Origin of the sequence: Actinomadura geliboluensis (assembly GCF_043197915.1) — a bacterium.
GTDB lineage: Bacteria > Actinomycetota > Actinomycetes > Streptosporangiales > Streptosporangiaceae > Spirillospora > Spirillospora geliboluensis.
Window position 1 is genome coordinate 119,930 of sequence record NZ_JBICUA010000005.1, and the last position, 20,336, is coordinate 140,265.

20 protein-coding genes are annotated in these 20,336 nt (G+C 68.4%); 4 read left to right on the forward strand and 16 right to left on the reverse strand.

What is annotated here, in order from left to right:
* Positions 1 to 172 precede the first annotated feature (172 nt).
* Positions 173 to 394 carry a hypothetical protein gene (locus ACGFI1_RS18080; RefSeq protein WP_392786447.1) on the forward strand — a complete coding sequence of 74 codons (222 nt, stop codon included), beginning with the start codon at positions 173 to 175 and terminating at the stop codon, positions 392 to 394.
* A 45-nt stretch (positions 395 to 439) separates the two neighbouring features.
* Here the strand turns inward: ACGFI1_RS18080 and ACGFI1_RS18085 are convergent, their stop codons facing one another.
* Genes ACGFI1_RS18085 through ACGFI1_RS18110 form a run of 6 tightly spaced genes read right to left on the reverse strand, consistent with a single transcriptional unit; the run spans position 440 to position 4,377 of the window.
* Positions 440 to 889, reverse strand: coding sequence for an NUDIX domain-containing protein (locus ACGFI1_RS18085; RefSeq protein ID WP_392786449.1), 450 nt, complete (start codon positions 887 to 889; stop codon positions 440 to 442).
* 5 nt (positions 890 to 894) lie between these two features.
* Complete coding sequence (gene hemC / locus ACGFI1_RS18090) at positions 895 to 1,908, reverse strand: hydroxymethylbilane synthase (protein WP_392786451.1); 1,014 nt, start codon at positions 1,906 to 1,908, stop codon at positions 895 to 897.
* Positions 1,908 to 2,918, reverse strand: coding sequence for a hypothetical protein (locus ACGFI1_RS18095; RefSeq protein ID WP_392786961.1), 1,011 nt, complete (start codon positions 2,916 to 2,918; stop codon positions 1,908 to 1,910). The genes hemC and ACGFI1_RS18095 overlap by 1 nt, the downstream gene beginning before the upstream one ends.
* A gap of 60 nt (positions 2,919 to 2,978) precedes the next feature.
* The gene (locus tag ACGFI1_RS18100; RefSeq protein ID WP_392786453.1) at positions 2,979 to 3,437 is read right to left on the reverse strand and encodes a hypothetical protein; all 459 of its coding nucleotides are present in this window, start codon (positions 3,435 to 3,437) and stop codon (positions 2,979 to 2,981) included.
* A gap of 17 nt (positions 3,438 to 3,454) precedes the next feature.
* Positions 3,455 to 4,093 carry a hypothetical protein gene (locus tag ACGFI1_RS18105; protein ID WP_392786455.1) on the reverse strand — a complete coding sequence of 213 codons (639 nt, stop codon included), beginning with the start codon at positions 4,091 to 4,093 and terminating at the stop codon, positions 3,455 to 3,457.
* Positions 4,090 to 4,377: a hypothetical protein gene (locus tag ACGFI1_RS18110; RefSeq protein ID WP_392786456.1), complete on the reverse strand. Its 288-nt coding sequence runs from the start codon at positions 4,375 to 4,377 to the stop codon at positions 4,090 to 4,092. Before ACGFI1_RS18110 ends, ACGFI1_RS18105 begins: the two co-directional genes overlap by 4 nt.
* A 413-nt stretch (positions 4,378 to 4,790) precedes the next feature.
* Here ACGFI1_RS18110 and ACGFI1_RS18115 point away from each other — a divergent pair, with 413 nt between their 5' ends.
* From ACGFI1_RS18115 to ACGFI1_RS18125, 3 genes are all read left to right on the forward strand, one after another.
* Positions 4,791 to 5,675, forward strand: coding sequence for a helix-turn-helix domain-containing protein (locus tag ACGFI1_RS18115; protein ID WP_392786458.1), 885 nt, complete (start codon positions 4,791 to 4,793; stop codon positions 5,673 to 5,675).
* Entirely contained in the window at positions 5,672 to 5,872 is a 201-nt protein-coding gene (locus ACGFI1_RS18120; RefSeq protein ID WP_138639739.1) for a DUF397 domain-containing protein, read from the forward strand. Before ACGFI1_RS18115 ends, ACGFI1_RS18120 begins: the two co-directional genes overlap by 4 nt.
* Positions 5,873 to 6,429: 557 nt before the next feature.
* Positions 6,430 to 8,430, forward strand: a complete 2,001-nt coding sequence (locus ACGFI1_RS18125; protein ID WP_392786460.1) for a serine/threonine-protein kinase — start codon at positions 6,430 to 6,432, stop codon at positions 8,428 to 8,430.
* Positions 8,431 to 8,636: 206 nt separating this feature from the next.
* Here the strand turns inward: ACGFI1_RS18125 and ACGFI1_RS18130 are convergent, their stop codons facing one another.
* The 10 genes from ACGFI1_RS18130 to ACGFI1_RS18175 all read right to left on the reverse strand — a co-directional run bounded on the left by ACGFI1_RS18130 (position 8,637) and on the right by ACGFI1_RS18175 (position 20,153).
* Positions 8,637 to 9,131 carry a hypothetical protein gene (locus ACGFI1_RS18130; RefSeq protein ID WP_392786462.1) on the reverse strand — a complete coding sequence of 165 codons (495 nt, stop codon included), beginning with the start codon at positions 9,129 to 9,131 and terminating at the stop codon, positions 8,637 to 8,639.
* A 279-nt stretch (positions 9,132 to 9,410) separates the two neighbouring features.
* Positions 9,411 to 10,427, reverse strand: coding sequence for a C40 family peptidase (locus tag ACGFI1_RS18135; protein WP_392786464.1), 1,017 nt, complete (start codon positions 10,425 to 10,427; stop codon positions 9,411 to 9,413).
* Positions 10,418 to 11,341 carry a replication-relaxation family protein gene (locus ACGFI1_RS18140; RefSeq protein ID WP_392786466.1) on the reverse strand — a complete coding sequence of 308 codons (924 nt, stop codon included), beginning with the start codon at positions 11,339 to 11,341 and terminating at the stop codon, positions 10,418 to 10,420. The genes ACGFI1_RS18135 and ACGFI1_RS18140 overlap by 10 nt, the downstream gene beginning before the upstream one ends.
* Positions 11,338 to 13,626, reverse strand: a complete 2,289-nt coding sequence (locus tag ACGFI1_RS18145) for a type IV secretory system conjugative DNA transfer family protein (RefSeq protein WP_392786468.1) — start codon at positions 13,624 to 13,626, stop codon at positions 11,338 to 11,340. Before ACGFI1_RS18145 ends, ACGFI1_RS18140 begins: the two co-directional genes overlap by 4 nt.
* Positions 13,627 to 13,790: 164 nt before the next feature.
* Positions 13,791 to 15,596, reverse strand: coding sequence for a VirB4 family type IV secretion system protein (locus ACGFI1_RS18150; RefSeq protein WP_392786470.1), 1,806 nt, complete (start codon positions 15,594 to 15,596; stop codon positions 13,791 to 13,793).
* Entirely contained in the window at positions 15,593 to 16,015 is a 423-nt protein-coding gene (locus ACGFI1_RS18155) for a hypothetical protein (protein WP_392786472.1), read from the reverse strand. The genes ACGFI1_RS18150 and ACGFI1_RS18155 overlap by 4 nt, the downstream gene beginning before the upstream one ends.
* The gene (locus ACGFI1_RS18160) at positions 16,012 to 16,977 is read right to left on the reverse strand and encodes a PrgI family protein (RefSeq protein WP_392786474.1); all 966 of its coding nucleotides are present in this window, start codon (positions 16,975 to 16,977) and stop codon (positions 16,012 to 16,014) included. The genes ACGFI1_RS18155 and ACGFI1_RS18160 overlap by 4 nt, the downstream gene beginning before the upstream one ends.
* Positions 16,974 to 18,590, reverse strand: a complete 1,617-nt coding sequence (locus ACGFI1_RS18165) for a hypothetical protein (protein WP_392786476.1) — start codon at positions 18,588 to 18,590, stop codon at positions 16,974 to 16,976. The genes ACGFI1_RS18160 and ACGFI1_RS18165 overlap by 4 nt, the downstream gene beginning before the upstream one ends.
* 41 nt (positions 18,591 to 18,631) lie before the next feature.
* Positions 18,632 to 18,949 carry a pilin gene (locus tag ACGFI1_RS18170; protein WP_392786478.1) on the reverse strand — a complete coding sequence of 106 codons (318 nt, stop codon included), beginning with the start codon at positions 18,947 to 18,949 and terminating at the stop codon, positions 18,632 to 18,634.
* Between the two features lie 310 nt (positions 18,950 to 19,259).
* Positions 19,260 to 20,153 (reverse strand): hypothetical protein, encoded by an 894-nt coding sequence (locus tag ACGFI1_RS18175; RefSeq protein ID WP_392786480.1) that lies wholly within the window; start codon positions 20,151 to 20,153, stop codon positions 19,260 to 19,262.
* Positions 20,154 to 20,336 lie beyond the last annotated feature (183 nt).

The following is a 20,336-nucleotide window of genomic DNA, read 5'->3' on the forward strand; positions in this document are numbered from 1 at the left end:
TGCGGCCCCGTGCGCGCCGCCGGGCGTGCGGCCCCGTGCGCGCCGCCGGGCGTGCGGCCCCGTGCGCGCCGCCGGGCGTGCGGCCCCGTGCGCGCCGCCGGGCGTGCGGCCCCGTGCGCGCCGTAGCCAAGGCACAATGCCGCCTCAGTGCCCCCGGCTACACTCCGACTTCATGACGACGATCTACACGACCCAGGAGTGGAAAGGCCACGGGAGGCAGAACTACTACTGGAACGAGTACAGGCTCGAAGGCGACACTGTCGTCAAGTACAAGTGCCACCGGCAGAAGTTTTTCGACGGCGATGAGAACACCTGGCAGGAGGACGAATCGTTCCAGGAGTCCTGGGGACTTGACGAGCCGAGCATGCCCGACTGGCTGAGGCAGTATCTCTGATCGCGCCCCTACCCCTGTAGCCCTGGAACGCACTCTCGCTACCGACTAGAGGTCTCTGCCGCGTTCCGTGAAGAGGGTCTGGCCTCGTCGAGAGGCTTCAAGGGTGAGGCGGGTCCGGTCGGCGATGGCCGGGTGGAGCCAATCGTTGAGGGCGTTTTGGTCGCACCACTGGTACCCGATGATCTCGTGGCCGTCGGTGCGCACGTCCCGCACTTGCTGAACGGATAGTCGGGCCGAGTAGTACAGCAGCAGCCGGTCGCCGGCGTTCGGGGCCCACGCGACGAGGGCGGGACTCGGGGGGAACGCCGGCGCGATGGAGAGTTCCTCGCGTACCTCGCGCGCGATGCCGGTGGACGGCAGTTCGCCTTCGTGCACGTATCCGCCCGGTAGGTGCCATCTGCTTTTGTAGGCCGGATGGACCAGCAGGACGAGCCCGCGCGAGTCGGTCAGTACCGAGTGGGCCGCTGTCTGGGGAGCGGCGATATTGGTCATCATCGGCGTCAGTGCAGCCGGGTGCCGGCGATGATGCTTCGGGCGTTCTTGCGGGTCAGGCTCGCGGCGACGAAGGCGCCCAGTTCGTAGGCGTGGTCGGGGGTGTCCCACTCGTGGGCGTAGGCGAACGTCGCGCCGTCGCGGCTGAACACCATGCCGATGAGGCTGAGCTGGCCATCGTCGGTGGTGTGGCAGTGTCCCGCTATCGGGCTGTTGCAGTGGCCCTGGAGCGCGTGCAGCATTGTCCGCTCGGCGAGGATGTGGGTGCGGGTCTGTGCGTCGTCGATGACCTGGAGGAGCTCCACTATCCCCTCGTCGGCCTTGCGGCACTGGACGCCGACGACTCCCGCCCCGATGGCGGGGCACATCTCGTCCAGGCTGAGAAGCTGCGAGATGCGGTGTTCCATGCCGACCTTGGCCAGGCCGCAGCCCGCCAGGACCAGGGCGTCCACTTCCTGCTCCTCGTCGAGCCGGGTGAGCCGCGGGACGACGTTGCCGCGGAACCGCTGAACGTTGAGGTCGGGGCGCCTGCGTAGGAGCTGCGCCTTGCGCCGGACGGCGGACGTCCCGATACGCGCTCCCGGCGGGAGGTCGCTGATGGCGCTGTACTTCGAGCCGTCCGGGAAGACCACAGCGTCGCGCACGTCGTCGCGCTGGAGGTAGGCGGCGAAGACGAACTCCTTGGGCAGGGGGACGTCGCCGGGGACGTCCTTCATGCAGTGCACGGCGGCATCGATGTGCCCCATCATCAGGGCCTTGTCGATCTCCTTCATGAACAGGCCCTTGCCGCCCAGCTCCGACAGGTCGCCCTTGTAGCGGTCCGCGGAGGTCTCGATGGGGACGTACTCGATCTCCAGGCTGGGCACGACCGCCGCGAGGCCGTCGATGACGCGACTGGCGTAGGCGCGAGCGAGGTGGCTGGTGCGTCCACCCAGCCGGAATGCCCTCGCAGGCAGCGCGTCGCGGAAGTAGGCGGCGGCCGGAGCGAGGGACGTACTTGATTCGGTGCGAACGACGGTCATCACGAAGGCTTTCGGGACGTCGGGACGGTGGACGGCGCATCACTGAGCGTAGCCACGAGCGTGAGAGCGACATGGCTGACCACCCGCGACGCTCCGGCGCGCAGGAGCATGGCGTACTCCTCGGCCAGAAGCGCGGGCGGAAGGACGCATTCTCCGGAGACGGAGAAGGGCAACAGTGGCACGCCGGATCTGGCGTACAGGGCGCAAAGGATGTCGGTTGAGAACAGGGCGGGCTCGATCAGCAGTGAGTCGGCGCCTTCGGACAGCATCAGCAGCCCCCGCTCGACGGCCGTGGCGGTGGAGCCCGAGGCCGGGAGTTGAAAGGGCCGCTGCTCGTTCTGGGGCCGGATGCCCATCGCGGCGCGGTAACCGGAGTAGAGGCGTGAGTTCACGATCAGGTGCGGCATGATGCCGACGCGGCTGTATCCGGCGGAGTCGAGCGCGCTCCGACATGCCGCGATCGAGCCGGGGACCATCGCTGCGGGACCGATCACGTCGGCCCCGGCTTTGGCCTGCGCCACCGCTTGCTGGGCGAGCGCCGCGATGGTCGCCGCCTGGTCGGGCCGTCCATTTCGCGCGGTGAGATGGCAATCCCCGCTGGACAGATAGCCGCAGAGACAGGTCTCCGTCATCACTTGGATACCGAGGCGCGTCGACTTGATAGCGCGGATCGCACGCGTCATCACGGAGGCGCCCACTGTGGCTGTTGACCCCGAGGCGTCGCGCCGGTCGGTGGCGAAGACCTTCAACGCGGTCACGCCGGCCTTGTGGGCCCGTGCCGTCAAGCGCGGCAGTTGCTCCAGGCGGTAGGTCGGGACTGGGCCGCTTTCCCTGCCGTCTTCACGGACGAGTACGACCATGACGAGACGATCCGCAGAGAGCTGGGGGTATGCCCCCTTGAACACGTCCCACCTCACTTTCACAGAGGAGTTGTTGAACGACTGACCGATGCTGGTGAGGGCAGGGTCGTTCGTGTGGCGGCTGGATGGGCCCTGGAACCGCCCGACCATCGGTGATTCCAGGGCCCGCGCCCCGAAGCGCACCCGTCCCTGCGCTGCGGGGCGTGACTTTTACGGCGGTCCTGAGCGTTGTGGGATGAGGTCCGCACCCAAGGTGCGCACGTGGGCAGGCAACGGCTCGTGCCAGCGGGCCTTGGTCTGTTCGGGCTCACGCGGGTTCGGCTCGTGTTCCCTTGTCATGCCCGCCTTCCTCACGAGCGTGATGTGCTCGTCCACGATCTCTTCCAGCTCCAGACGGACTTGCCGCTGGCACTCATCGATCGTCCGGCGGAACATCCCGTGCATGGTCATCGCCTCGTCCCACGCCTTCGCGACGACGCCGAGGGCCGCTCCGATCGCCTGGTCTGCGGGACGGCGCTTCATGCTCGCCAGCTCCGCCGCCACGCGGTCCTCCACGTAGACGGTCATCAGGCCGACGCGCAGGAATGGGATGCCGTGCTCGAACAACCGGTCGGAGAACAGGGTGGAGATCAGCGCCCCCATGGCCGCTGGACGGGCTGTGTAGCCCATGGGTCCACTCGCCGTCATCAGGGCCCTCCCACCGTGCGCAGCGCCGCCTTCACCTGAACCACGGCCTCGGTCGGGTTGTCGGCCTCGCACAGCCAGACGCCGCCGCCCCAGCTGAACCACCAGCGATCACCGTCGCTCGCGCGTCGCCGGCACTCGATCGCGACCCCTCGCGAGGCCGCGTCCCGGGTGACATGTATCCGCCGCTCATTGACCGCCTCGGGCGAGAGTTTCTGCCCGCGTAGCAGGTTCGCCAGCACGGCCAGGAACGCCGCACTCTCTGAACCGTCCGGGGTGAGCGTGTCGGCCTGTTGCGTGCCGGTGTCGGTGGAGCCGTTCGGCAGGTAGTCGTCACTCTTGTCTCGGGGGTGGGACGTGAGGTAGCGGCGCAGGGCCCGCAGGCTCGGCGGGCCGTTGGTGCCCAGCTCGGCGACGATCTCCAGTTCGGGCTTGAGGTAGCGCCGCGGCGACCGCTCGGAGTCCTGGGCGGCCGAAATGAGGCCCTCTTCTTCCCAACGCATGAGCACACCGGGCCTGAGACCAGTGATGGCGAATGCCTCGCGGACGGCGATCCACGGCCCGTCGGCGATGGTTATGCCGTTGACCTCGGCGACCTTGCCGACGTGCTTGCGGGGGTAGTCCGATACGACCAAGGTCATGCCGCTGCTGCCTTTTCTATCTTGGTCCTGATCTGGTGGGCCGCCGGCCTTGTCTCGTTCGCCGGCCGGATGGAGTCGCCTGTGCGGGTGTCGTAGAACCACCACGCCCCGTCGCGGCAGTAGTGGCAGCCGACCGTGACCGCTCGACCTGGCATGCCCAGGGGGATCACGTTGAGGACCAGGTATCCCTGGACCTCGGCAAAGGCGGTGATGATGCCCTCCATGTGGGCGAAAGCCGCGGAGAGGCCGACGAGGAACGCGACTCGCTCGCGTTGAGGGATCACGGTGGTGGGGCTGCTCGCCCGACTCGGCTCCGGCGGCGGTGGAGGGAAGTAGCGCGCTTCGGGAGTCCGCACATGTGCTCCCATGGGTCAGGTCCCGAGGGTGTAGCCGGTGCCGTCCGTGCTCCCGTGTGCGTCGATGATCTTCATGATCGGCCTCTTCAGTGCGTGGGGGCTGTTGTTCCTCTGCGGTGGCGAAGCGCGGAACGGGCGCCCTGACCGGCTCGCCGAGATCACGGATTGTTGCGAACCACCTCCGTGCTGACTCTGAGTAGAGCACCATGAAAACCAGGACTGCAAGGTTTCAGAGTGAATCTCCGCACCGAATTTCCGCAGGTCGGAGGCTCATTGCGAATCGTGCGGGGGGATGCTTTCATTTCGAGTGAAAGACCGCCCCGGGATGGAGGTGACGCGGGATGACGGAGATCGCGACGGGGTCGACCGTCCCCCGGAGGCAGCTCGGCCGCTACCTGCGCGAACTTCGGACAAACGCGCGTCTAACGGTGCAGGCCGCTGCGAAAGCGCTCGAATGGTCCGAGGCGAAGATGTGGCGGATCGAGACAGGACAAACGTCCCTGCGGTCACACGACGTCGAGACCATGTGTCGCGTCTACGGGGCGCCCGACGAGCTGAAAGTGGCCCTGATGGGCCTCGCCAAGGAGACCAAGGGGAAAGGTTGGTGGCATGCCTACGGCGACGTCATTCCGGATGGCTTCGACCTGTTCATCGGCCTAGAGGGGGCAGCGGTCAGCCGTGAGGAGTACTCGCCTGAGCTGATCCCAGGCCTGTTCCAAACCCCCGACTACGCGCGTGCGGTCATCAGGAACAACACCGGCCTTCAGGATGAAGAGATCGACCGCCGGGTGCAGCTGCGAATGCAACGCCAGACGCTGGTGACTCGCCCGACTGCGCCGCCGATGCTCAACGTCGCTCTGAACGAAGCAGTCTTGAGGCGGGCCATCGGCGGGGCCGCAGTCATGGCGGCCCAGTTGGAGCGGCTCGCAGAGCTGAACGAACGCAACAACGTCTGCATCCGCGTCGTACCCTTCTCGGTCGGCGCGCACCAAGGACTTGAGACCGGGCCGTTCATCCTCATGCGGTTCCCGACTACCGGCGACGGACGCAACCACGAACCTCCCACGGTGTATGTGCAAGGCTTCACCGGAGCCCTGTACCTGGACAAACCCCACGAGATCGACCGCTACGCCGAAGCATTCGCGCTCATCTGGGCCGACGCCTTGTCGCAGGAGGAGAGCTCGGCACTGTTCCGGCAGATAGCAAGGGAGATGAACGGACCATGAGTGCTGGTTTCGCTGCGGCCAAGTGGCGCAAGAGCAGCCACAGCAACTCGCAACAGGAGTGCGTGGAGGTTGCGCCGTTGGCGACTGCCATCGCCATCCGCGACAGCAAGAATCCCGGTGGCGGTCACCTCACGCTGAATCGTGACTCGTTCGCTGGCATCCTCAACCGTGCGAGAGCTGGCGACCTGGACCTGTAACCCGCCCACGACGCTGCATATCCCACTCGTGACGTTGTGTGTTTCTCTGCAGGTGGGGCCACTCCACCTCTGACGACCTTCAGGAGTTAAGGGGACAGACCTGGGCCCCGGGTAGGCGGAATGCCACCCCGGGGCCTGTGCGCACCGTCCCGGTGGCCGGTCCCCGTGCGCGCCGCCGGGCGTGCGGCCCCGTGCGCGCCGCCGGGCGCCGACGTCGGCCACGACGGGCATGGTCCTGGTGTGTGGGTAGGTAAGCCCGAATGTCCGAATCGCCCATTCCGGAAAACCTTACGCCCCGTCTTTCTCATCGTTGGAACTATGGGCAACCGCATGGCGTCTCATAGGAAGACCTCGCCCCTTGCGGAAGGGGCTTCCGACCGTACGATGTCTCTACCTGGAGATCGGACGGAATTCGGCTGCCTCGGCCGCGACCATGATAGGTGTGGCCGGTGCGAGGTCGGCGCGTGGGCAGGAGGGCACGGACGGCTTGTCGCAAGCGGTGATCTCGGTGATTCGTAAGGGTGCCGTGGATACTTCATCTGGAGGAGTTCGGCTTGGTGAGCTCATCGGGCCCTGACGGGTGGTCGGACGCGGCCCCTTTCTCGAACCGTCTCGACCGGCTCGACCCGCTCGACCCCACCTCCATCGGCAGTTGGGAACTCCTTGGCCGGCTCGGCCAGGGCGGCATGGGCGTGGTCTATCTGGGTCGGGATCCGGACGGGCAGCGAGGCGCTGTCAAGGTGATCAACCCGCAACTGACCGATGACCCGGGTTATTCTGTGCGTTTCGACTCGGAGGTGGCCTACGCGGGGCGCGTCGCGTCCTTCTGCACCGCGCGGGTGCTCGATCAGGGAAATACCGGCGGGCTCGCTTACCTGGTCACCGAGTATATCGAGGGGCCGTCCCTGTCCGGATACATCAAAGCGCACGGCGTGTTCCCGTCGCATGCGCTCCGCAGTCTCGCGGCGGGAGTGGCGGCCGCCTTGGTCGAGATCCACGCGGTCAGCCTGGTCCACCGGGACCTCAAGCCGGGCAACGTCCTGCTCGCGGTCGACGGACCACGCGTGATCGACTTCGGTATCGCGCGGGCCTTGGATGCGCATATCCCCATCACCCAGCCGGGCAACGTCATCGGCACCGCCGGCTATGTCGCGCCCGAGTTCGCGTTCGAGGGACGGGTCGGTGCCGCCGGTGACATCTTCGCCTGGGGGGCCCTCGTCGCTTACGCTGCGTCCGGGCACAACCCGTTCGGTTCCGGCACGCTGCAGGAACTGGCCGTCCGGGCGAAACAGGCCCAATACGATCTGACAGGTGTGCCGCACGAGTTTGTGCCCATTGTCGAATCGGCGCTGGATCCCGACCCGGCTCGGCGACCGACTGCCAAGAACCTGCTCGTCCAGCTTGTGGGCGAGTCGACTCCGCGCGAGGCGACCACCGAACTCATCCGGCGGTGTTGGCTTACCGGGCCATCCCCTGCGGCGACGGCCGCACGCCCGCCCGAGGACGGCCCCCCCGGCTCTTCAGCGGAGGCACCGTCCGGCGGCGCATCAGGAAGCCGTCGGGAGAAGGCGGGACCGCGTGCACCGAAACATGCGAAAGCAGCCCCGTCGCTCGCCAGTGAGATCGGCTCACGGGTCGTTCGGTACGGTCGCCGGAATGCCCTGGTCACTGTATCTGCTCTCGTATTATTTGCCCTGGCGGCAGGCTTCCTGCTGAAGCAGGAGTCATTCTGGCCGCCCAATAAAACCGCGCGCTTCGGCATAAAAAATGACCAACCCGGTACAGGCTTCGGTCCCTCTTACTCGAAACTCTCCGGGTTGGACATTGCCATCGCGGGTGTGGCCGCTGGCGCGCTTGGCAAGGAAGCCAAGTTCGAGCCTCTGAGTTCCGAACAGCGCCGGACTGCGTTCCTTGGAAAAAATGGGGGCAAGGTAGACTTCATCGTCTCCACGTACTCGATCACCCAAGACCGGATGGACGGTGAGGAAAAAGACTTCATCGGTCCATACGCCGTGACAGGCACCGGGTTCCTGCTGAAATCGGACCATCCCCGTCCGCAGAGCATCTACGACCTCAGGGGAATGAAGGTGTGCACGTGGGGCGGCACCACGTCAAAGGAGATCCTCGAAAAGGTAGCAGAGATCATCGAAGATTCGGGACGGAGCCTAGAACTCCCCAACCCGCCGGAGAGTGCCGGCGAGTGTGTGGATCAGCTCAATAAAGGCAAAGTCGAAGCGGTCTTTTCAGACGAACTGATCATGCAGGGATTCGCCCTTCAGCCCGGCTCGAATCTGGTCGCCATCCCGAGCGCTTCAGTGAAGGATTTTCCAGACAAGAAGCAAAGGTGGGGGATTGCGCTGCCTCGGGGACATCGAAAAGAGTGCATGCAAATAAAATCGGCGCTCCGAAAATACATCGAGAACGGCGAGTGGAATCGGGCCTTCAAGGAGAATTTTGAAGGCCTGGATGAGGATCGTTATAGGCCGGATGTGAAATTGATCGAAAAGTACTCTTGTGTTGATCGACTGCCCAAGGAGTCGCCACAGGTGTCACCATGAGCCCCGCCGACCGGTGTCACGTCCAACCGCGAAGCTGTGCGCCGCCGGGCGTGCGGCCCCATCCGCCGGGTCGGTATCCGGGCACGGCCTGGACGGTCGAGGCACCTGGCAAGGTGCAAGCGCTGTCAGGCGGCGCGAGGAGCGAGGGGGTGGGGACCTGGTGGACAGGTCCCCGCCCCCACTTTTGGGTACTGTTCCCTACTTGTTCAGCTGGTCATGTTTGTAAGAGGGACGCGGTAGGGCTCGAGGTCTTCGTGTACGGACGCGTCAGCGAGGTTGATCCAGAAGACGCCCGGTTCGTCTGGGCCGACATGGTCGACGAGCTGGAATGTGCCGCCTTCGCGCCATGCCTGGGTGGTGAAGAGCGCCGCGTGGAAGGCGTACGCCTTGGCGTCTGCGGTGTCGCGGGCGAGGCGTTCCTCAGTAACCGGGAACTCCACGGAGGGCGGGGTGTGGGGGTAGAGGATGAGCACAGCCCAGGAGAGGCGTCCGGACCAGGCTCGGTACCCGGGCGTCAGGCCGGGGCGGAAGGGCCGGACGCCGACCTGTCCGAGGTCCAGGTCGAGGGTGACCTCGGCGTCCTCGGGGCTGATCAGGCTGGCCTGGGCCAGCGGTTCGACCAGCCGTGCGACCTCCCGGGCGAGGTGGTCGGGCGCGGTCGGTGTCTTCTGGGTGTCGTGAGGGCGGTCGGTGCGCTTCATGGGCGTTGTGCTCCTTCGGCTAGGCGGTGCGGGGGACGGGGTGCCCCCGCGTGCCGGTGGTCCGGTTCCGGACGGAACCGGGCGTCATTGACTGCCACCTCGCGTATCAAGGGCAAGGTCGGCGTGAGCTCGCCGCTGTATCCCCGCGGCCGGGGAACCTTCTCCGTGCGGCGGCGCGTTCGCCCTGGGCAACGGCCCTGCTCATGAGGAGGCCGGGTGGGAAGGTGGCGGCCGTCTCGCCCGGACTCGCTAGCCCGTCTACCCGAAGACGTAGATATTTCAGGGCTGATGGTCATCCGTGGGGAGCGGCTGGTTTCGGCCGGAAGTGTTTGGCAGGCGTAGAAGGGGGCGGGTGGTGCCTGTCCAGTCGGGTCGGTGGTAGGTCTCTACGCCGATGGCCGGGCGGCAGGTGGAGCAGCGGGCGGCGATCATTTGGCCGTGGCCGATGACCAGGCCGACGTGGCCGGGGTTGTTGGTGGAGGTGCCGGGGCCGGAGTTGAAGAAGACGAGGTCGCCGGGTTGAGCTTGGTTGTTGGGTACGCGGACGCCGAAGGGCCATTGGGTGAAGGTGGTGCGCGGGATGGTGAGGCCGGCGGCTGCGTAGGCGGCTTGTACGAGGCTTGAGCAGTCCCAGGCGTCGGGGCCGGTGGCGCCGAAGACGTAGGGCTTGCCGCGTTGGGCCATCGCGAAGGCGATGATCTTTGCGATGGTCTCGTTGGGTGCGGCGATGGCGGCGGCTTCGGCGCACTCGGCTGGAGGCGTGACCTCGGTCGGTGCGCTCGGGGTGGTGGGCGTCTTCTTGTAGTTGCGGGCGCGGTTGAGGACGTCGTCGACGTAGGTGTTGCTGTGGTTGTAGGCGAAGAGCGCGGCGCGCATCTTGGGTGGTGCGCCGTTGTGGCGGAGGTAGTTGGCTGCGGCGGGGATGGCGTCGGTCGGGTCGTACCGGTTCTTCTTGCCGTCGTGGTTGCCGTCGACGCCGTAGTTGGTCCAGGTGCCGGATAGAAACTGCATCGGGCCCCCAGCTCCGGCGTGGTTCTCGCCGGACTGGACGCCTGGGTCTTTGGAGCGTCCGTGGTCGGACTCGATGGATCCGACGGCGGCGAGGATCTCCCAGGGGATGCCGTAGTCGGTGGCGGCTTTGCGATAGAGGGCGAGGTAGGTGGCGGGGATGCCGGCGACTGGCGGTCCGGTGGCCTGCTGTCGACATGCGTCGGGTGGGGGCGTTGAGCCGGTGACGGCGCCGATGAGGACGACGGCCAGGACGACGAGGGCGACCAGGAGCGCGATTACCGGCAACCGGTGTCCTCCGTCTCAGAGGGGCCAGTGGCGGACGGTGGCGGCGCTGCGGTGGCCAGGTCGGTCAATCGGCGCCGGGGGCCGTCCTGTCCTGCGGGTAGCCATACGGGCCCGGCAGGGCCGCCGGTGGTGGCGTTGGCGGGTGTGTGGACGGCTGTGGCGACCGGGACTGGTGGTGTGCCCAGCAGGGCGCGGAGGTGGGCTTCGCGGCGGGCGTTGGGTAGCCAGAACAGGACTGGGGTGGTGATGCCGGTGGCCTCGGTGAGGGCCTCGTAGCCGTTGAGTTTGGCGGCGACTTTGGCGAGGGTGACGCTGCCGGTGTCGTGTTCGAGGAAGAAGTCGACCGTTGCCGGCCCCTGGGCTCCGGGGATGGTTTCGGTCCATCGGCCGTAGGCGTCGGGGCGGGTGAGGTCTCCCCAGAGTTGGGTGCAGCGGCGCTCGGGCCACCACTTGTCGAGGTGGGCGGCGGGCGTGCGGCGGGCGTGGGCGTGGAGTTGGGCGAAGAACTCGTTGACGCCGACCTGGTGGGCCAAGTGCCGGGAATGGCTGATCTGGAGTGCGGTGGTGCGGCGGTAGCCGAGTCCGGACAGGGTGGTGTCGCGGTGGGCAGCCAGGTGCTGGGCGCCGAGGGGACCGAGAACCCAGTGGTAGGGCGCCGCTCCGACGGGGACCCAGGGCTGGAAGCGTTCGAGGGCTTTGAGGCGGAACAGTTGCAGGAGCCGGTCGCGGGCCTTGCCGGGCGTGGTGAAGAAGATGGCGGCGATTTGGTGCGTGGTGAGGACGCGGTGTTCCCAGACCAGCTCCAGGATTGCCTGGTCGCGGTCGGTGAGCCGTGCGCGGAGTTCGAGGAACAGTTCGGGTGTCGCTCGTCTGAGTGTGCTGGTCGTCCGGCGCTGGCGGATCACTTCTTTCACTGCGGCTGGTTCCCCTCGCTGGTTGGGCTCTCGGCGCGCGGGTCGGACGGCGGCCCGCTTTTTCTGGTGGTGGGTTTGGTCGTCGTCACGCGTGGTGCGAAGCGTTGGCGGGAGGCCACGCGGATGTGGTCGGCGCGGCCGGGGATCGGGTCGCGAAGCGGGCGCGTGCGGAAGGTGAATGCCTGGGTCGGCTGGCCGGCGGTGACGAGGCGTCCGGCGGCTTGGTAGGCGCCCAGGTGGGCGAGGTCGTGCGCGGACAGGACGGGGCCGGCGTGCCGGGCGAGGTCGCTGGCGTCTTCGGGTGAGGCGGCGAAGTAGATCTTGTTGCGGGCATCGGCGGAGACCGCGTCGCGCAGGTCCTTGGGTAGCTGGGACAGGTGCTGGTGGGCCAGGACGAGCGAGAGGCGGTACCCGCGGGCCTCGGCCAAGATGTCGGACACCGAGCCGGGCAGGTTGAGGAAGTTGTGGCACTCGTCGATGTAGGCGGCCGAGTCCGGTCGCTCGTCCTCGGGAAGGTCGGCGCGGCGGGTGACGCCTTGCCAGGTGTGCGCGAGCAGGAGCGACCCCATGAGGCGGGCGGCATCCTCGCCGAGGACGCCCTTGGGAAGGCGGGCCAGGACGAGGCCGCCGTGGTCGAGATGCCCGGCCAGGTCCACGGTGGATCCGGTCGCCGACAGGGCTTGATGGACGAAGGGGCGGAGCAGGACGGCGCGGAGCTTGTTCATCACGGGACCGATCGCGGCGGCTCGTCCGGCCGGTGACAGCTCGTCGTAACCGGCCCAGAAGCCGCGTAGAAGATCGTCCGACAGCCTTCCGACCACGCGGGCCCGGAAGGCCGAATCGGTGAGGAGTTGCGGGACTTGGGCGAGGGTGGCGCGGGAGCCGTGGGCGCGCATGAGGCTCAGGCAGGCCGACCGCAACAGATCGTCCAGGCGCGGCCCCCAAGACGAGCGGAAGCAGCGATGGAAGATCGACACGACCGAGTCCACCGCGAACGCCGGATCAGGGCCGGACAGGATCCCGACCGAGGGCGGCGGTGCCGGATCGGACGGGTCGAACACCACCGTCCGCCCTGCCATGCGGCTCGGGAGTCTGTCCAGGACGTCGGCGATCAAGTCGCCCTTGGGGTCGATGACCAGCGCGCCGCGGCCCTCACGAGCATCGCCCAGGATGAGCGAGGCGAGCAGGGTGGATTTACCGACGCCGGTCTGTCCGAGGACGTGGACATGTTGGCGTGCCCCGACGACCGGCATCGCAACGGGGCGGGCGTGGCCTGCGTCGGCGTCGCCTAGCACCCGCGCGGCGCCGTGCGCGGTGTCGGGGCCGGTGGGCACGTCCGGGGACGGGGCGACCGGTCGGGCTCCGGCGCGCGTGATCGCGGGTGCGTCGGGATCTAGCGGCAGGTGCGCGAGAGCGGCCAGTTCGGCGGCGCCCAGCAGGTAGCCGCGTCCCAAGTGGCGCTTGGCCAAGGTGAGGACCGGGTCTTGAAGCCTGCGGCGGCGTAGGTGCTGGTGGCCGGACGCGAACAGCGCGGCTACCGATGCCAGGGCGTGGGCTCGTCCGCGCAGCCACTTGTCTGCGTTGCCGGCGTCGGGTGTGGCGACGGCGTAACGGATGTCGGCTTCGAACCGCGGTTGCGTCGCCTTGGCCAGGATCGCGCGGACCTGCTCAGCCCGTTCCGGGTGCACGCTGGCATGAGCGGCACCGGTTGGGTGGCCGGGGCGACCGGTGCGTGTCCCGGGTGTGAGCAGGTCGAAGAAGAAGCCTCGCGACGTGGCCGGGTTTCCGCCTTTGAGTCTGGACGCGACGCGGTGGGCGCGCGAAAGACGTCGGCCTGTCACGGGTCGGGCGAGGATTTGGACGGCGGCGCATTGGCCCTGGTCGAGTCCGGAAACCGCGCCGAGGAGGGAGCGGATCGGGTCGGCGTGGTGATCGGTTTTCAGCGGGTAGGAGTCCTCGCGCGACAACACGAGACGGCCTCCGGCTGCCGGGATGGACGGCGGGATGGGTGGCGCGGAGGAACGGGTCGTGGTGGTGGCGCCGGGCCAGGCAGCCCGGATGGTCTCCTCGACCATCCCGGGCGGCACTGTCCCGGGCACCCAGATCTGTACTCGGACCCCGGCAGCACCCGCGATGTACTCGAAGGCCAAGTACGGCTGCCCGAAGATCCAGCGCTTCCATGCCGGGGCGAGCAGGCCGGTCTGGTGGGCCCACCAAGAGGGCGCACTGGCCGGATCGACTTGGGGCGGTACGGACACGGTGATCAGGCGGGCGTCGCGTGCCAACCGTTGTGTCTGCCAGCGCCGCAGGGTTGCCCGCGCGATCTTGAAGGCGAGGACGGCGAGGCCGGTCGCGAGAGCGGCTGTCGGCCCATAGTGGGCGACCAGTGCGGGGATGCGCTCGGCTTGGTCGAAGATGTGCGTCCACTCGGGGACATCGCTGGGAGAGGTCATAGCGGGTCGGTCTCCTGGCCGTCGTTGTCCAGCAACTCGGCAGGGTCGGTGGTGATCACTTTGTGTTCGGCGGGTGAGGAGATGGCGGCGAAGGCTGCCCGGTCGCCGGCGCTTCCGCCGCACAAGAGGCCCTCGCCCCGTTCGGCCGATAGCAAGAACGCCCGTTCGCCTTCGGACAGGCCGAACGCGTCGCCAACGGCGGCGATGGCCTGGGGCGCCTGACGGAGCAGAATCTGAGTCGCGGAGTTGGCGACGACGGCGCGGCCGAGATCGGACGCCAGCAGGTCGGCGGCGTCCTGGGTGACGACGGTCAGCCCCGCCCAGTGCTTTCGGGCGGACTTGGCGAGCCGGTAGAGGAAGCGGGCGCCCTCGGCCTCCTTCATCAGCATCCACGCCTCGTCGACGATGACGAGGCGGGGGCGGCGGTCGGCGGGGTTGGCGACCTTGCGCCAGATGGCGTCCAGCGCGAGCAGCACCCCGACGGACTTGACCTCCTCGGGCAGATCCCGCAGGGAGAACACCACCAGATGCCCGTCCGGACGGGTCGTCGTGGCCTGCGCGAACAGTTCCTTGTAGGACCCGGCGACGTACGGCGTGAGGCGTTCGGCGATCGCCTCGCCCTCGGGATGGGAACTGATGGCGAGTTGTTCGACCAGGTCGGCCAACAAAGGCGCGGGACGCGTCCAGGTAGTGGGGGCCGAGTTGATGCCCTTCGCGGCGTATGCGGCCAGGACGGCGCGGTCCAGGACGGGCCGCGCAGCTGGTGTCAGGGCCTCGCCGAGCATGGCGGCGACGAGCGTCTGGGTGAACAGGGCGCGGCGGATCAGCGTGTCGTCGCCCTGGTCGGTGGGCAGGTCGAACGGGTTGAACGCCACGCCCTTCGCCCCGAGGCCCAGATGGGTGCCGCCGGTCGTCTCAGCCAGGGCCCGGTACTCGTCCTCCGGATCGATCACCGATACCTCGACGCCGTGGTACAGCAGCCGCAGCGCTTCGAGTTTGGTGAAGTAGCTCTTGCCCGCGCCGGACCGGGCCAGGACGACGGAATTGTGGTTGTCCTGGGCGAACCGGTCCCACACGACGACGCCGGAGCTGGCGACGTTGACCCCGTACAGCACTTCGTTGGAGCCGGTCGGCGTGTTCAGGTCCGGGGACGCGAACGGGAACGACGCGGCCAGCGCGCTGGTGTCGAATGTGCGGCGCTGCCGGATGGCGTCCGTTCCGAGCGGGAGCGTCGAGACCCAGCCCTGCATGGCGCGGAACGTGGTCGGCTGCGCGTCCAGTAGTAGGGACGCTGCCAGAGCCCGCACTTGCTGAACCTCGCCGTCCAGTTCCTCGGTCGTCCAGGCGTGCACGGTGAGGTAAAGGCCGACGCGGAACAGGCGGCCGTCTCCGCGCGCCAGCGACGAAGCCAGATCGGCGGCATCGTCGGCGGCGGCCTCGACGCTGAAGTCGGCCAGCCGGCCCGCCTCGGCGTTAGCGCGCGCGCTGGACTCCAGGCGGGCGAGCTGCCGCCGGAGCCGCTGCGCGGCGACCATCGGAGGGATCGGCTCCAGGTGCAGGGAGACGTCCAGGCGCCCGGGATAGGTGAGCAGCGGCTCCAGCCAGCCCGCGCCGACCTCGCGCGGGTATCCGGTGACGGCGAACGACGCGCAGCAGCCGTCCGGCATCTGCAGCGACGACGCGTTCACGCGGAGCGCGGCCGGTGCGAGGAGATCACCCAGCCCGACCCGCTGGTCCCGGTCATTTCCCTCGGCTGACGCGTCCGGGGTGACGGCAGCGCGGGCGAGAGCGCGCAGCTTCATCGGACCACCACCTGGACAGCCGATTGGCCGCTGGCCCGCACGGTCGCGGTCAGGACGTGGGCGAAGTTCTCGCGGTCCAGGCTGCTCAATGTCGAGGCGAGGAACGCGCCGCCGGTGGCCAGCGCGGCGGCGATCTGCAGGACTGCGGCCTCACCCGCGGAGCACACCAGGCGCCCGCCGACCAGCGCTGCGGCGGCCCGGTCCCACTTCACCCAGGCGAGCACGTCTTCGCCGGCGTCCGTGGCGACGTCGCGCTCGATGAACTGTGAACGGAAATCGGCACGGGTCAGCCAGAACCGATGAGCGATCAGCAGCTCTACGGCCGCGAGTTCCCCGCAGGTGCCTTGCGCGTAGCGGCGCAGTCCCTCGGGCAGCTCGTTGATGGCTGGCCGCTGCGAGCGCCGATAGGTGTGCGTCATTGCGAGGCTCCTTCGGTGATGTGGGCGGTGGTGGGCTGGTCGATGTCGGCGGGCGGAGCAGGCCGCTGGTAGCCGGGCGAGAACGTGTCCGACAGCACGCGCACGCAGGCATCGGCGTCCAGGACTTCGGCTGTGACGCCGAACCCGGTCAAGGCACGGACGGCTTCAACGGCGCGGCGGGAGACGATGACGGCGCTCGCCTGACGTGCGCGCCCTCGACGTCCCGCGCCAGGGACGGGCTGGTCACGCACGACGATGAGCACCTCGCGCACCAGCAGCGTGCGCGAGTCGCCGAGTTCGTCGAGATAGGCGGCATGGTCCTCGGCCGCTCGCCGCAACGCTGGGTGCGGAAGATCGGGCGCGGCCTCCGCAACCTGTGCGGCGAGGTCGGACAGATCGACCGGACGGGCCCGGATCAAGATCTGCACCGGGGCCTCAAGTGAGTTCAGCCACCGCCCGAAGAACCCGACCAGCGCGGCCTGCTCGGCGGACGTGCGCAACCCGAACGAGATCGTCCCCGCCCGCACCAGCGCGGCCGTCCCCTCACCACCCAGGTCCATGACGCCGTCTTGGCGGACGGCACGGACCGGGAACCGCAGGGCGCCCGGCAGTTGGCCTCGTACTCTGCACCAGGCCGGGGCCTGGGGAATCGGCTCGGGCGCGGCGACGAGCGCCCGTCGTCGGCGAAAATGGTCCAGGGCGGCCAGGACGAATCGGTCCAGTCCCATGCCGTCCCGGCGGCCGAGCGCCATCGCGCATCCGGCTGTCACCAGCGGGAAGCACAGTCCCGCTGTGACCGCGGCCGGCAGCAACGGCGAGACGCCGACGAAGACCGACGCCGTGATCACCGCGGTTGTGGCGAGGATGGCGAGTTGACGCGTGGTGAGCCCGTACATGATCTTGTCTGGCTGCTCCACATCGGCCGGGATACGCGCGGACAAGGGCTCGTGGTCGTCGTTCAACGGTTCCTCCTGCCATGGCGCCGGTAGTGGGGCGGATCAAGCCGCACGAACCTGCGCGGTGCCGGACGACGCGGGACCTCGGCACGCCGGTAGGGGCGTGTCGGCGGCTGCGTCGGGATGCGCGGGTGCGGCCGGGCCGGTCCGCCCGCACCCGTCCGACCGGGGACGGGCGGGACGTGCGGCCGGTGCGGTGCGCCCCTGGGCGCCGCGCCGTGTCCGGCCCGGTGATGGTGGGTTCCGGTGCCGCCGTGTGCGGCGCTGTACGCGCCGCTACGGGCCCCGTTCGCTGGACCGGGGCGGGGACGGTGCCGCCGGTCAGCGCCACGCGGTTGGTGGCATTGGGGGCCATGGCCGGGTCCGCGATTGGGGCGCGGTGCCGGGCCGCCATGCGGGCCACCGGACGGCCCACCACGGGGACCGTTCGGGCCGCCACGCCCGCGTGACCCGCCGCCGGGGCCGGGACGGGCGGCCCCGGCGGAGGCGGTACGCGCGGCGCGCGCGCCACGGCCACCCCGGGTCGCCTTCCCAAAGGCACCCAGCACGGCGCCGACGCCCTTGTAGACCACGAACGTCCGCACGAGCTGGCTGAGCATGCGCGGCTGGGCGGGCTGCCAGACAGTGCGCGCGACCCAACGAGGGATACAGATCAGGATGTACAGCAGGGCGATCACCAGCAGCAGGTCGACCAGTTCGGCCTGCTCGGTCGGGACCCCGAAGAAGGCGTGGTTGTTGTCGTTGTGCTGCGACAGCAGCAACTGCAGCGCGTTGATGAACACGAACGACTGGCACACCTGGATCGCCAGAGCGCCGGTAATCCCGCGCCACCACAGCCGGGCGAGGCCGTCGGTGAGCGCCAGCGCGTGGAACATCAACGCGATCGGCGCGACGCCGATAAGGATCATGATGATCGCCAGCCGCATCACGTAGATGAACGCCAGGACGCAGGCCAGGATGACGACCACGAGCGTGACGAGGACGAGGAAGGCCCCGCCGGTGTTGACCGAGGCGCCGATGCCCTCGGCGAAGATCCGCCCGGCCTCATCCGCGTTGATCTCGTCGGCGCCGCTCATGAGGATCGAGCGGGCGAGCCCGTTGGCGAGCTGTATGCCGTACCCGATCACGACCAGGCTGATGTTCATCGCGGCGAACGCCGCCACCAGCCGCACGATCGCCTGTCCGGGGCCGGCGACGCCGGAGAAGGTCTGACCGGCCATCACCAGCACACCGGCGACCAGCACCAGGAGCACGAAGCAGGTGTTGGCGATCACGCGGGACGTCGCCCAGATCTGCTCGGCCTGATTCATCGGCGGCGACCCGATCTCCGGCGTACCGAGCTGGGTACTGCCCAAGAACCCCAGCACCGGCGTCAGGGCGCTCTTGGCCAGCGACCGGAACCAGCCGGTGATCGCCTCCTTGGTGTGGCAGCCCATGTCAACCCAGCCGCATTCGTCCTCTTCCTCTTGAGCGTCTCCGGAGTCGCCGTCGTCCTCAGGATCGAATGGGGCGACGGCGGACACGGCGCTCGCGTGCTGAACGGAGGAAGGCGCGTCAGCGGTGGCGTGCAAGAGCAGGCTTGACACCGTCGTTCCCACCAAAAGGGCGAGTGCGATCAAGGTACGTCTCCGCCGAACCCTGCGAATCCAGACCCGCATCTTCAGGACCCGACGATGTACTTGAGGATCTGCACCAGGATCGGGGCGAGCGCGGCGATGCCGTAACCGATGGCGGCATTGCGCAGCGTGCGTTTCCCCGCCTCGGCCTCGCCGGGGTCGCCACCGGCCAGCAGATACCGGACTCCGCCGATCGTGGCGAACAGCGTGGCCAGCGCGACCAGCAGACCGACAATGACATTGCGCAGGTTGGAAATGACCTCCTGAAGACGCGCATTGTCCGGCGGAGCGGAAATGACGTGCGCCTCGGCCGCTGAGGCCAGTGTCGCGGCGAGCACCAGGCCGCACACCAGAATGCCCACGCACCACAGCACAACCGCGGCGGCGAGACGGCCCCGGCTCACCTGTGGCCGACGAGACGGAAGAAGATCGGACAACGGACGGATGCTCAACGGGCAGCCCTCCAGGCATGCGACGAGGCAGCGAACAGGAACAGCGGCGATGGCCGCCGCGCGGAAGGTGAGAACCACGGGGTGAAGACGGGCCGGGCCTTGCGGGTGTCCTCCTTCAGCAAGGGCACTCGGCGGACGGTCTGACGGATGGGGACCGGGTGACCACCCGGCCCGAGCCCGTCTTCAACCCCGGGTTGCTTTCACTAAGTAACTGGACCGCTCACACCCCGGTTTTGGACATCAGCGATGCGAAGTCGTCCCGCAGACCCCCGTCGCGCATCGCGGCGACCAGACGCTTCTCGGCGCGGCTGCGGCGCTTCGCCAGCGCCGCATACGACATCCCGAGCCGTTCGCCGAGGTCGGCCAGGTCCATGCCCTCCAGCCGGGTCAAGGTGATGATCTCGGCCTCGAACGAGGTGATGACGTCCTGCTGGACAGCCGACTCCAGGAGCAGGTCCACGTGCCCCTCCGACGAGTCGGCGGGGTTGACCCGCGCCAGGGTGGACGGGTCCACCGGGATCACCTGCGCGTGCCAGTGGTAGGCGCGCTGGACGGCCTTGGCCGACCGCCCCACCAGCCGCTGGGAGATCCGGGGCTGCTCCAAGTCGATCTCGTGCAGCGCCTGGCAGAACGCCGACAGCAGGTCACCGGCCACACGCGAGGTGCCGGCCCCCGGGTCGCCCTCCAGACCGCGCAGCCTGTTCCGCACGATCCCCTTCAGACCGGGCAGCGCGACCCCGACGCACCCCATGACCCAGGACGAGCCCTGGTGGCGGGCGCGCAGCACCAGCTCCCTCCACACGGCGTCACGGGCCTCCGGCCCGGTGGACGGGTGCAGCAGGATCGCCCGGACCTCGTCCAGCGCGATCACGCGGGCGGGCAGCCCGTACCCGAGCGCCGCGCCGTCCACCGACAGCGGAGCCGGGCCGCGCGTCAGCAGATCGAACGTCGTCTCCGCGACGTCCAAGACGTGCCTTGCCTCAGCGCTGGTGCGGCGGGTCGGGCGGTTGGAGCGGTCGGCCGGACGGGCGGCGGTGCCGGTGCTGGTCATGGTCATGAGAACCCCCGAGAGGTCGGTCGGTGAATCGGTCACCGACATCTCGGCAGAGCCCATGAGCAGATCATGAGCAGATGCTCGGCAAGCACCCTCGACCCGATGTGCTCATGATCTGTTCATAATCGCTGTGACCTGCGGAAACGTGATCCGCTCATCATCTGCACATGCTGTCGGCGCTCTGAGGTCAAGCGCGCACATGCGTTGAGATCGCCGCTGACCAGCATGAACACCTGCACACCA